Genomic DNA, 11,868 nt, shown 5'->3' on the forward strand with positions numbered 1-11,868 from the left:
TTATAGACCGCGTCAGGCCGTGCCCGACAAAGGAATATAAACATGGCAGAGGGGAAGCAAAAGGGGAAGAAAAAAATCAAAAAGGCCAGCAAGCGACTGACCTCTCTCTGTTTATCGCTCGATAATTTGCGAGACTTCGTCGCGATTGATCTGCATTTTATTGCCTTCCTGGTCGCGGTAGCTGACCAGACCGGTATCATCGTCGACTTCGGGTTTGCCGTCGGTCAGGATCATTCGACCATCTTTTGTCGCCATGACGTAATCGCTGCTACAGCCCGATACAGCAAACGCTAAACCGACTGCTGACACTAACACTGCCCATTTTTTCATCGTTATCGTCCTCATCTGGCTTGTATCAAATCATAATCTAGTATTAACCCGATATGGCGACTTGAGGAAGCGGTAAAATCTTAAAAAGCAGTCGATTATGTTCGAGAGCTCTCAAAATAAGTAAAAAACTATGTTTTCAACAGGAAATGACGTGCGAGTAGTGCACCGGTGAAATTCTTTTTGAGATAAAAACCGCGCGGCAACGTCAGGATAGGCTCGCCCTGCGCGCCGATTGCCTCGGTAAGTGCTTTACTGTTGGCCGCTTTCGGACGCAGCTGTAATACTTCTCCGTGTCGGGCGGTGATACGCTCTACCTGCCCAAGCACAATCATGTCCATCAGCTCCTCCCAGTCCAGACGCAGCTGATGCTCCTCATCCTCGTCAGGGCTCCAGAGCAGCGGCGCGCCGACGCAACGGTCAGCCAGGGGGATCTGACGCTCACCCTCAACCGGTACCCACAATACGCGCTTCAGCTTGTGGCGAACGTGGCTGGTTTCCCAGGTTACGCCGGTATTGCCGGTTAATGGCGCAACGCAGACGAAGGTGGTCTCAAGCGGCTTGCCCTGGCGGTCTACTGGGATGGTTTTTAACTCCACGCCAAGGGCTGCAAAATCCTGCTCGGGTTTGCTCCCTGCGCTGGCACCCAGCCACAGCTCCAGCAGCATACCGATCCAGCCTTTATCCCGCTTCAGATCCTTTGGGATCGGAAGCCCGGCCATTGCCGCCAGCTCGCCAAGCGAAAAGCCAGCCAGACGCTGTGCCTGCAGTAGCAACTGGCTCTCGCTGGACGGTGGTGAGAGCAAGGGTGTAAGCGGGTGCATGACGGTAACCTTTTGATTAAAAAATAAACGAAGAAATTGTCCCCTGTGGATAGAGTTTAACTATTTCTGTACCAATATGACATCTCTATGATTTATAGGATTTTTTATTGGTCTGAAATCGTTCCGCCTGGGTGAGAAAACCGGTTGTTCAAATCTGGTCACTGACAATGAACAGGATCTTACACCATGTTATCCACAGAAAAATGGGATAACTGGGCATAACCCTGACTACTGTTTCCATTTACAGCCTTGACGTGCGATGAAAATCGAATTTTCAAACAAATTGTGACTAAGTTATTGGCACAATCTGTGGATAAAACCGACGCTGTTCGATCTTTCATCAGTGCGACGATCCCTGATGTGACGATCGTCACGCTAATCAGTTTTTTGTTTATGTAAATACGTATAACACTATGAAAATAATCATATTAATGCGGTGGGGTATAAAAGGGTCTTTCGCGGCGCTTGAGGTTGTTCATCGGTAATCAGACACTTCTTCACAACTATATCCACAGAAAAGGTGAATAAAATTCCCTTTGCTGTCTCACTTCTGTTTATAACTCCGCACATATTTGTGAGTTATTCAATTGTTATTAGGTTGCAGGCCTGTAAGAGAGTGGTTTACCGCCTCCCTGTAGTGTGAAACAATCATTCATATATAAGGTTTAGTTTGGGGTAGTCCGGTGATTGATGACGATGGCTACCGCCCAAACGTAGGAATAGTAATTTGTAATCGTCAGGGCCAGGTGATGTGGGCCCGTCGATATGGTCAGCACTCCTGGCAGTTCCCGCAAGGCGGGATCAATCCTGGAGAGTCCCCAGAACAAGCGATGTACCGGGAGCTTTTTGAAGAGGTCGGTTTGAGCCGAAAAGATGTTCGCATCCTGGCTTCGACCCGCAACTGGTTGCGTTACAAGTTACCGAAACGTTTGGTGCGTTGGGACACAAAGCCGGTTTGTATCGGCCAGAAACAGAAGTGGTTTCTGTTGCAGTTGGTGGGCAACGATTCAGACATCAATATGCAAACCAGCAGTACGCCGGAGTTCGATGGCTGGCGCTGGGTGAGCTATTGGTATCCTGTTCGTCAGGTCGTGTCATTTAAGCGCGATGTTTACCGTAGGGTGATGAAAGAGTTTGCAAGTGTGGTGATGCAGCTTCAGGAGATCCCGCCTAAGCCGCAGAGCGCACCTGCCTGGCGACGTAAAAGAGGTTAAGCTACGCAAATCATGCTCACCCGCTTGCGAGAAATAGTCGAGAAGGTGGCCAGCGCGCCGCGTCTGAACGAGGCGCTGAATATTCTGGTCACCGACATCTGTCTTGCGATGGAGACCGAGGTCTGTTCGGTGTATCTGGCCGACCACGATCGGCGCTGCTATTACCTGATGGCGACCCGTGGTTTGAAAAAACCGCGTGGACGCACCGTAACGCTCGCATTTGATGAGGGTATCGTGGGTCTGGTTGGGCGACTGGCTGAACCCATTAACCTTGCTGACGCGCAAAAACACCCCAGCTTTAAATACATTCCTTCCGTAAAAGAAGAGCGCTTCCGCGCTTTCCTTGGCGTGCCGATTATCCAGCGTCGCCAGCTGCTCGGCGTGCTGGTTGTCCAGCAGCGTGAGCTACGTCAGTACGACGAAAGCGAGGAGTCATTCCTCGTCACGCTGGCCACGCAGATGGCGGCGATCCTCTCCCAGTCTCAGCTTGCCGCGCTCTTTGGCCAGTATCGCCATACGCGCATTCGTGCCCTTCCGGCCTCGCCAGGCGTGGCGATTGCTGAAGGCTGGATGGATGCCACGCTGCCGCTCATGGAGCAGGTTTACGAAGCCTCAACGCTTGATGAAGCGCTGGAGCGCGAGCGTCTTACCGCCGCGCTGGAAGAGGCCGCGAATGAATTTCGTCGCTACAGCAAGCGCTTTGCCGCAGGCGCGCAAAAAGAGACGGCGGCCATCTTTGACCTCTATTCGCACCTGCTTTCCGATGCGCGCCTGCGCCGTGAGCTTTTTGCGGAAGTGGATAAAGGCTCGGTCGCGGAGTGGGCGGTTAAGAAGGTCATCGAAAAATTTGCCGATCAATTTGCGGCACTGACCGACGGTTACCTGAAAGAGCGCGCAGGCGATCTGCGCGCCCTGGGGCAGCGCCTGCTGTTCCATCTTGATGACACCATTCAGGGGCCTAACGCCTGGCCAAAACGGTTTGTTCTGGTCGCCGATGAACTCTCAGCAACGACGCTGGCTGAACTGCCGCAGGACAGGCTGGCTGGTGTGGTGGTGCGCGATGGTGCCGCCAACTCGCACGCCGCCATTATGGTGCGCGCGCTGGGTATCCCTACCGTTATGGGGGCGGACATTCAGCCGTCGGTGCTTCATCGCCGTACGCTGGTGGTCGACGGCTATCGCGGTGAGCTGCTGGTCGATCCTGAGCCGGTTCTGCTCCAGGAATACCAGCGTCTTATCAGCGAAGAGAATGAATTAAGCAAGCTGGCGGAAGATGACGTTAACCTGCCCGCCCAGCTTAAGAGCGGTGAGCGGATCAAAGTCATGCTCAACGCCGGTTTAAGCCCTGAGCATGAAGAGAAGCTGGGCAGCCGCATCGACGGCATTGGCCTGTACCGCACTGAAATCCCTTTCATGCTGCAAAGCGGTTTCCCCTCTGAAGAGGAGCAGGTGGCGCAGTATCAGGGCATGCTGCAGATGTTTAACGACAAACCTGTCACCCTGCGAACCCTGGACGTCGGGGCGGATAAACAGCTGCCCTATATGCCGATCAGCGAAGAAAACCCGTGCCTGGGCTGGCGTGGGATCCGCATTACGCTCGACCAGCCTGAGATCTTCCTGATCCAGGTGCGTGCCATGCTCCGCGCCAACGCGGCGACGGGCAATCTCAGCATTTTACTGCCGATGGTCACCAGCATCGATGAGATCGACGAAGCGCGTCGGTTGATCGAACGTGCAGGCCGTGAAGTGGAAGAGATGATCGGTTATGCGATTCCGAAACCGCGGATCGGCGTCATGCTTGAAGTGCCGTCTATGGTCTTTATGCTGCCGCAGCTGGCGAACCGGGTTGATTTTATCTCTGTCGGCACGAACGACCTGACGCAATATATTCTGGCCGTCGACCGTAACAACACCCGCGTCGCCAGTATCTACGATAGCCTGCATCCGGCGATCATTCGCGCCTTAGCGATGATTGCCCGTGAAGCGGAGCAGTACGGCATTGATTTACGCCTGTGCGGTGAAATGGCCGGGGACTCCATGTGCGTTGCGATCCTGATTGGTCTGGGGTACCGCCATCTGTCGATGAACGGTCGCGCTGTTGCCCGCGTGAAGTATCTGTTGCGGCATATTGACATCAATGATGCCCGCGAACTGGCAGAACGTAGCCTTGAGGCGCAGCTGGCTGCTGAGGTTCGCCACCAGGTCGCGGCGTTTATGGAACGACGCGGTATGGGCGGTCTGATCCGCGGCGGCCGCTAAAGCCTTTCTCCCTCTCCCTGTGGGAGAGGGCACCAGCGCGCATAAAACCCTATACACATCTTTTACATCTCGGGCGCATCCTCCGCGCCCGCCTTGTGCTATGATTCGCAACTTTGGAGCCTCTGCTTACGGCAGAATCGCATTTCTACCGCTGTCCACTTTCAGCGGAATAACAACATCTTGTGGTGACAGATGAACAGTGGTTATCTGCATTTTCCGGAATTTGATCCGGTCATTTTCTCAGTAGGACCTGTTTCGCTTCACTGGTACGGTCTGATGTACCTGGTGGGCTTCATTTTTGCCATGTGGCTCGCGGGCCGTCGCGCCAGCCGTCCTGGCAGCGGCTGGACTAAAAACGAAGTTGAAAACCTGCTCTATGCGGGCTTCCTCGGCGTGTTCCTGGGTGGCCGTATTGGGTATGTGCTGTTCTATAACTTCCCGGTATTCCTGAATGACCCTCTCTATCTGTTCCGCGTCTGGGACGGCGGCATGTCCTTCCACGGCGGCCTGATTGGGGTGATCCTGGTGATGGTGATTTTTGCCAAACGCACCAAACGCAACTTCTTCCAGGTGTCAGATTTTATCGCACCGCTGATCCCGTTTGGTCTCGGGGCAGGCCGTCTGGGCAACTTCATCAACGGTGAGCTGTGGGGGCGTGTCGACCCGAGCGTTTCCTTTACCATGCTGTTCCCGGGCTCGCGCGCGGAAGACATGGCGCTGCTGCCGTCGCACCCTGAGTGGCAGTCCATTTTCGATACCTACGGCGTGCTGCCGCGCCATATGTCCCAGCTGTACGAGCTGGCGCTGGAAGGCGTGGTGCTGTTTATCATCCTCAACCTGTTTATCCGCAAGCCACGTCCGATGGGGGCTGTTTCCGGGCTGTTCCTGATTGGCTATGGCGCGTTCCGCATCATCGTCGAATTCTTCCGCCAGCCTGACGCCCAGTTTACCGGCGAGTGGGTACAGTACATCAGCATGGGGCAGATCCTCTCCATTCCGATGATCGTCGCGGGTGCCATTATGATGATTTGGGCGTATCGTCGTCGTCCACAGCAACAACTTTCCTGAGGAACCATGAAACAGTATCTTGAATTGATGAAAAAAGTGCTCGATGAGGGCACGCCGAAAAATGACCGCACCGGTACCGGTACGCTCTCCATTTTTGGCCACCAGATGCGCTTCAACCTGCAAGAAGGCTTCCCGCTGGTGACGACAAAGCGCTGCCACCTGCGCTCGATCATTCATGAACTGCTCTGGTTCCTGCAAGGCGATACTAACGTTGCGTATCTGCACGAAAATAACGTCTCCATCTGGGACGAATGGGCAGACGAGAACGGCAACCTGGGCCCCGTTTACGGCAAGCAGTGGCGCGCATGGCCAACGCCTGATGGCCGCCATATTGACCAGATCACCACCGTGATGAACCAGCTGAAAAACGATCCGGACTCGCGCCGCATCATCGTTTCCGCCTGGAACGTTGGCGAGCTGGATAAAATGGCGCTGGCGCCGTGCCACGCGTTCTTCCAGTTCTATGTCGCTGACGGCAAGCTCTCCTGCCAGCTCTACCAGCGCTCCTGTGACGTGTTCCTCGGCCTGCCGTTTAACATTGCCAGCTATGCGCTGTTAGTTCACATGATGGCGCAGCAGTGCGACCTGGAAGTGGGTGATTTCGTCTGGACCGGTGGGGATACCCATCTCTACAGCAACCATATGGAACAGACGCATCTCCAGCTAACCCGCGAACCGCGTGCGCTGCCGAAGCTGATTATCAAACGCAAACCGGCATCAATCTTCGATTACCGCTTTGAAGATTTCGAGATTGAGGGCTACGACCCCCATCCGGGCATCAAAGCGCCTGTCGCTATCTGATGCGGTAAAGCCTGACACAACCGGTGCTGTTTAGCGCCGGTTTTTTTTCACCTTTCTCCCGTTTCCCGAAGCGCTATCCAGAAAGCGTGCAACGCGCTGCAACCCTCCCAATTCTGCGGATGACGCCTCGTAAAACGATAATCCGATGCTCGTCATGTTCACGGCGCTTCGCCACACTCCCGGTATGAAAAAAGAGAACGGTTTTACGCTTATCGAAACGCTGGTCGCTGTTTCGCTTGTCGTTATCCTCAGCGCTTCAGGTCTGTACGGCTGGGACAGCTGGCAACGGCATCAGCGGCTGTGGCAAACCGCCAGTCAGGTGCGAGATTACCTGCTGTTTCTGCGCAACCATGCCAACCGCCACAACCGCGACCATCAAATCACCCGTCAGCGGGTTGGCGACAGGGACTGTCTGGTGAGCTCTGCCGTGCAGGGCTGTGAGAAGGACAGCCCCTTTGTGCTGCTCCCCCTCTGGCCTGAGGTCGCGATCGGCGAGGTCACGCCGTCGCTGGGGTTCTATGGATTACGGGATACGGCATGGGCAGGGCGGATACGCGTTCAAAGTCGTGCCGGAGACTGGCTGATTATCGTTTCAGACGGAGGGCGCATCAGGATGTGTAAGGTCTCCGAGGGAGGACAATGTCGATGAGACAGGGCGGCTTTTCGCTTACCGAAGTGCTGATTGCTACGGCCATCAGCAGCCTGTTATTGATAAGCGCATCGCGCTTTTTACCCGGATTACAGCGGGCGGTATTACTGCAATCTGCCCAGCGAGAGCTGGAAGAAGAGGTCTGGCAACGCCTGTTCGCCCTCGGCAAACAGCTTCAGCGTGCAGGGTACTGCGCGGGAAATTGCCAGGGACAGGCGCTGACGATCGGCAGGCAGGGGCGCTGCATCATTGCGCGGTGGGATGCCAACAGTAACGGCTACTGGGATAGCAGCGCGTCAGAAAATGACAGCATCGGCTTTCGTCTGGAATCGGGGGCGCTGGAAACCCTGCGTGGCGCGACGTCGTGTGAAGGAAAAGGGTGGGAAAAGCTCACGGACCCGGACAGGCTTGCGATAGCACACTTTGTGGTGAGGAGAGTCGAACATGCCGGTTTTGCACCAGAGCTGAATATCGAACTGGCCGCGAGGCGTAAAGATGAAAAAGGGGAACCCTGGCAGGCGTTGTATACGGTCACGGGGTACAACCTGTGAATCGTCAACGCGGCATATCTTCGCTGGCGCTGGTTCTGCTTTTACTGGTGCTTGGTACTTTGATCCTGACGGGCCTCAATCAGCAGCTCACAACGTTCAGTGCACTCGTCGGCGGTGAGAGCCGCTCGCTTCAGCAGCAGGCGACGGTGCAGTTCGCGCTTGAGTGGGGGCGCGTTCAGCGCTGGGCGTCAGCGCCACCAGTCCAGTGCAAAACGACATCGGCATGGCGGGTGTGTTTGCGTCAGCTGAGCGAGGCGCGGGTACTGCTGATAGCCGGCGGCAACGACCTGCTGCTCTGGCGCAGGGGAGAGATCGTCGACGGGATAGTGCGCTTTTCGCCTCACGGCTGGAGCGATTTTTGCCCCCTTAAGGAGAGTGCGTTATGTCAGCTGCCGTGAGCAGAGAAAAAGGGTTTAGCATGGTTGAGGTCCTGCTGGCGATGATGCTGTTGGTGGTGGTCGTGACGGCACTGTCGGGGTATCACCGGGCGCTGGCGGCGCGGTTCAACGTGTTTAATCAGTATCGCCAGCTCTGGCACCATGCCTGGAACCAGTCTCAGCTCTCAACAAATGTTCTCCCGGCAGGCTGGCAGGCCAGTCGGGGGCAGACAACGCTCGCAGGATGTGTCAGCATCACGGTTACACTTATTTCTCCTCTGGGTCGGCGCGGCGAGTTAACGCGTCTGCATTGCCCGGTTAGCCAGTAGTCGGGAGCGTCTATGTTAAGGGTCTACCACTCAAATCGTCTGGATGTGCTGGAAGCACTGATGGAGTTTATCGTTGAGCGCGAGCGGCTTGACGATCCTTTTGAGCCTGAAATGGTGCTGGTGCAGAGCACCGGTATGGCGCAGTGGCTGCAAATGTCGCTTTCCCGCAAGTTTGGTATTGCCGCGAATATTGATTTCCCGCTGCCTGCGAGCTTCATCTGGGAGATGTTTGTCCGCGTTTTGCCGGATATCCCGGAGCAGAGCGCCTTCAACAAGCAGGCCATGAGCTGGAAGCTGATGGCGCTGCTGCCGGAAATGCTGCAGCACGATGAATTTGCCATGCTGCGCCACTACCTCAATGACGATACCGACAAGCGCAAGCTGTTCCAGCTGGCGTCGCGCACTGCCGATCTCTACGACCAATACCTTGTTTACCGCTCCGACTGGTTAATTCGTTGGGAAGCGGGCGAGTTGGTTGAAGGCCTGCCGGAGGCGCAAATATGGCAGGCCCCGCTGTGGAAAGCGCTGGTGGAGCATACCGAGAGACTGGGCCAGCCTAAGTGGCACCGTGCCAATCTCTACGATCGGTTTATTTCGATACTTGAAAATGCGTCGGAACGCCCGGCCCGACTGCCGTCACGCGTTTTTATCTGCGGAATATCCGCATTACCCCCTGTCTATCTGAAGGCGCTGAATGCGCTGGGTAAACATATTGATATTCATATTTTGTTTACCAACCCTTGCCGACAGTATTGGGGGGATATTCTCGACGAACGCTGGCTTGCACGGCTGGTAACTCGCCAAAGAAAGCGCCTTTTTGAAGAACGATCCATCCCGCTGTTTAAAGACGGCTCGACGGCCGGGCAGCTTTTCGATGAAGACGGTATCCAGAACCTGCCCAATCCGCTGCTTGCCTCGTGGGGGAAGCTGGGGCGTGACTACATTCACATGCTTTCAGACATCACTTCCTCAGGTGAAGGTGACGTGGATGCCTTTGTTGAGATCGCCCCGGACTGCCTGCTGCATAATATTCAGTTAGATATTCTGGATCTGGAAAACCGCGCCGTCATGGGCGTGACGGCGAACGAGTTCGAACGCAGCGACAATAAGCGAAAACTGGATCCTGACGATCGCAGTATCACGATCCACGTTTGCCACAGCCCGCAGCGTGAGGTCGAAGTGCTTCACGACCAGCTGCTGGCGATGCTGCAGGAGGATCCCGATCTGACGCCACGCGATATCGTGGTGATGGTGGCGGATATCGACACCTACAGTCCCTTTATTCAGGCCGTCTTTGGCAGCGCGACGGGGGAACGGTACCTGCCTTACGCGATATCTGACCGTCGTGCCCGTCAGTCGCATCCGGTATTGCAGGCGTTTATCACTCTGCTTTCACTGCCGGAGAGCCGGTTTATCTCCGAAGATGTCCTGGCGTTGCTGGATGTTCCCGTGCTGGCTGCACGCTTCAACATTAATGAAGAGGGTCTGCGCTACCTTCGTCAGTGGGTGAATGAGTCTGGCGTGCGCTGGGGGATCGATGACGATAACGTTCAGGAGTTCGAGCTTCCCGCAACCGGACAGCACACCTGGCGATTTGGCCTGACGCGTATGCTGTTGGGCTACGCCATGGAAAGCAGCCAGGGCGAGTGGAATGAGGTGCTGCCTTACGATGAGTCCAGCGGGTTAATTGCTGAACTGGTGGGGCATTTAGCATCGCTATTAATGCAGCTTAACCGCTGGCGATATGCGCTGTTGCAGCCGCGTCCACTTGAAGAATGGCTCCCGGTCTGCAGGGCGTTACTCAATGATTTCTTCCTGCCGGACAATGACACCGAAGCGGCGATGGCGCTCATTGAAACCCAGTGGCAGGCTATCATCGACGAAGGCGTGAATTCCCACTACCACGAGGCCATCCCGTTGTCGCTGTTGCGTGATGAGCTGACGCAGCGGCTTGACCAGGAGCGAATCAGCCAGCGTTTCCTGGCGGGGCCTGTCAATATCTGCACCCTGATGCCCATGCGTTCTATCCCGTTCAGGGTGGTCTGCCTGCTTGGCATGAACGACGGTGTGTATCCGCGCGCGCTGCCGCCGCTGGGGTTCGACTTAATGAGCGCAAACCCAAAACGGGGCGATCGTAGCCGCCGCGATGATGACCGCTACCTCTTCCTTGAAGCGCTCATTTCCGCGCAGAGCAAGCTCTATATCAGCTATATCGGCCGTTCTATTCAGGACAACAGCGAGCGTTTCCCCTCCGTACTGGTGCAGGAGCTGGTGGACTATATCGGCCAGAGCCACTACCTGCCGGGAGATGAAGAGCGCAACTGTGATGAAAGCGAGCAGAGGGTGAAAGCCCATATCACCTGTTTCCACAGCCGCATGCCGTTTGACCCGGTGAACTATATTGCCGGCGAGCGCCAGAGCTATGCCCATGAGTGGTTACCGGCGGCGAAAAAAGAGGGGAATGCGCATACTGATTTCATTCAGGAACTTGACCCGCGCCCCATCGACACCCTGACCTTCGAGCAGCTTCAGCGGTTTTGGGCACATCCGGTGCGCGCCTTCTTCCAGCAGCGACTGCAGGTCAACTTCCGCTCTGAAGAGAGTGAAATTCCTGATGCAGAACCGTTTACGCTGGAAGGTCTGGAGCGCTACCAGTTAAACCTGCAGCTGCTGAATGCGCTGGTTGAAGAGGAAGATGCGGACAAACTTTACCGTCGCTACCGTGCTGCGGGTCAGTTGCCCTACGGAGCGTTCGGGGAGATCGTCTGGGAGGCGCAGTGCCAGGAGATGACCGCTCTGGCAGAGCGCGTAAGAGCGTGCCGACAGCCGGGGAAAAGTATTGAAATTGATCTCAACTGCAACGGGGTACAGCTCACGGGCTGGTTAACCCAGGTACAGCCGGATGGGCTGCTGCGCTGGCGGCCCTCAATGCTAAGCGTTTCGCAAGGATTGCAACTCTGGCTGGAACATCTTGTCTACAGTGCGGGTGGGCATAAAGGCGAAAGCCGAATTTTCGTGCGCAAAGAGGGCGAATGGCGCTTCCCGCCGATGGAAGCCGAGCAGGCGTTAGGTTATCTGTCTTTGTACATTGAAGGCTACCGTCAGGGAATGAACAAACCGCTCCTGTTACTACCGGAAAGTGGCGGCGCCTGGATAAAAGCCTGTTATGACGCGCAGAATGATGCGATGTTAACGGATGAGGCTTCGCTCCAGAAAGCGCGCAGTAAGTTTATGCAGGCCTATGAAGGAAACATGATGGTGCGGGGTGAAGGTGAGGATGTCTGGTATCAGCGTTTGTGGCGAGCGCTCGAGCCAGAATACTTTGAGGCGATCACGGAAGAGGCGCAGCGCTACCTGTTGCCGTTGTTTAGATTTAATCAGTCCTGAGTGCTGTATAAAAATTGCGCAGATAAAGGTGTTCATTTATGATGCACTTCTTATCACGGACTGATGTACCCAAAGAAAGAGA

General features: G+C 55.5%; 11 protein-coding genes. 9 read left to right on the forward strand and 2 right to left on the reverse strand.

Annotation, left to right across the window (positions count from 1 at the left end):
- Nucleotides 1-111 precede the first annotated feature (111 nt).
- Nucleotides 112-330, reverse strand: a complete 219-nt coding sequence (locus PI91_RS04405) for a YgdI/YgdR family lipoprotein (RefSeq protein ID WP_008499668.1) — start codon at nucleotides 328-330, stop codon at nucleotides 112-114.
- Nucleotides 331-458: 128 nt separating this feature from the next.
- On the reverse strand, nucleotides 459-1,151 hold the full coding sequence (mutH, locus tag PI91_RS04410) for a DNA mismatch repair endonuclease MutH (protein WP_039265512.1): 693 nt from the start codon (nucleotides 1,149-1,151) through the stop codon (nucleotides 459-461).
- Between the two features lie 683 nt (nucleotides 1,152-1,834).
- Here mutH and rppH point away from each other — a divergent pair.
- From rppH to recC, 9 genes are all read left to right on the forward strand, one after another.
- Nucleotides 1,835-2,365, forward strand: a complete 531-nt coding sequence (gene rppH / locus PI91_RS04415; RefSeq protein WP_013098553.1) for an RNA pyrophosphohydrolase — start codon at nucleotides 1,835-1,837, stop codon at nucleotides 2,363-2,365.
- Between the two features lie 12 nt (nucleotides 2,366-2,377).
- A complete protein-coding gene (ptsP, locus tag PI91_RS04420) occupies nucleotides 2,378-4,624 on the forward strand; it encodes a phosphoenolpyruvate--protein phosphotransferase (RefSeq protein WP_008499665.1) in 2,247 nt (748 codons plus the stop codon).
- Nucleotides 4,625-4,816: 192 nt separating this feature from the next.
- Nucleotides 4,817-5,692: a prolipoprotein diacylglyceryl transferase gene (gene lgt / locus PI91_RS04425; RefSeq protein ID WP_008499664.1), complete on the forward strand. Its 876-nt coding sequence runs from the start codon at nucleotides 4,817-4,819 to the stop codon at nucleotides 5,690-5,692.
- Between the two features lie 6 nt (nucleotides 5,693-5,698).
- Nucleotides 5,699-6,493 (forward strand): thymidylate synthase, encoded by a 795-nt coding sequence (gene thyA / locus PI91_RS04430; protein ID WP_008499663.1) that lies wholly within the window; start codon nucleotides 5,699-5,701, stop codon nucleotides 6,491-6,493.
- 184 nt (nucleotides 6,494-6,677) lie between these two features.
- Nucleotides 6,678-7,142, forward strand: a complete 465-nt coding sequence (locus tag PI91_RS04435) for a prepilin peptidase-dependent protein (protein WP_025912413.1) — start codon at nucleotides 6,678-6,680, stop codon at nucleotides 7,140-7,142.
- A complete protein-coding gene (locus PI91_RS04440; RefSeq protein ID WP_039265513.1) occupies nucleotides 7,133-7,693 on the forward strand; it encodes a prepilin peptidase-dependent protein in 561 nt (186 codons plus the stop codon). Before PI91_RS04435 ends, PI91_RS04440 begins: the two co-directional genes overlap by 10 nt.
- The gene (locus tag PI91_RS04445) at nucleotides 7,690-8,091 is read left to right on the forward strand and encodes a DUF2509 family protein (protein WP_039265514.1); all 402 of its coding nucleotides are present in this window, start codon (nucleotides 7,690-7,692) and stop codon (nucleotides 8,089-8,091) included. Before PI91_RS04440 ends, PI91_RS04445 begins: the two co-directional genes overlap by 4 nt.
- Nucleotides 8,076-8,399, forward strand: a complete 324-nt coding sequence (locus PI91_RS04450) for a prepilin-type N-terminal cleavage/methylation domain-containing protein (RefSeq protein ID WP_032653227.1) — start codon at nucleotides 8,076-8,078, stop codon at nucleotides 8,397-8,399. Before PI91_RS04445 ends, PI91_RS04450 begins: the two co-directional genes overlap by 16 nt.
- A 12-nt stretch (nucleotides 8,400-8,411) precedes the next feature.
- Nucleotides 8,412-11,786, forward strand: coding sequence for an exodeoxyribonuclease V subunit gamma (recC, locus tag PI91_RS04455; protein WP_032664286.1), 3,375 nt, complete (start codon nucleotides 8,412-8,414; stop codon nucleotides 11,784-11,786).
- Nucleotides 11,787-11,868: the final 82 nt, after the last annotated feature.

Origin of the sequence: Enterobacter sp. FB (assembly GCF_000805795.1) — a bacterium.
Classification (GTDB): Bacteria; Pseudomonadota; Gammaproteobacteria; order Enterobacterales; family Enterobacteriaceae; genus Enterobacter; species Enterobacter roggenkampii.

Excerpts from the sequence above, each read along its gene's own strand:
- thyA (WP_008499663.1), top strand. The coding sequence starts at position 5,699 with ATGAAACAGTATCTTGAATTGATGAAAAAAGTGCTCGATGAGGGCACG.
- PI91_RS04435 (WP_025912413.1), top strand. The coding sequence starts at position 6,678 with ATGAAAAAAGAGAACGGTTTTACGCTTATCGAAACGCTGGTCGCTGTT.
- lgt (WP_008499664.1), top strand. The coding sequence starts at position 4,817 with ATGAACAGTGGTTATCTGCATTTTCCGGAATTTGATCCGGTCATTTTC.
- PI91_RS04405 (WP_008499668.1), bottom strand. The coding sequence starts at position 330 with ATGAAAAAATGGGCAGTGTTAGTGTCAGCAGTCGGTTTAGCGTTTGCT.
- ptsP (WP_008499665.1), top strand. The coding sequence starts at position 2,378 with ATGCTCACCCGCTTGCGAGAAATAGTCGAGAAGGTGGCCAGCGCGCCG.
- recC (WP_032664286.1), top strand. The coding sequence starts at position 8,412 with ATGTTAAGGGTCTACCACTCAAATCGTCTGGATGTGCTGGAAGCACTG.
- mutH (WP_039265512.1), bottom strand. The coding sequence starts at position 1,151 with ATGCACCCGCTTACACCCTTGCTCTCACCACCGTCCAGCGAGAGCCAG.
- PI91_RS04450 (WP_032653227.1), top strand. The coding sequence starts at position 8,076 with ATGTCAGCTGCCGTGAGCAGAGAAAAAGGGTTTAGCATGGTTGAGGTC.
- PI91_RS04440 (WP_039265513.1), top strand. The coding sequence starts at position 7,133 with ATGTCGATGAGACAGGGCGGCTTTTCGCTTACCGAAGTGCTGATTGCT.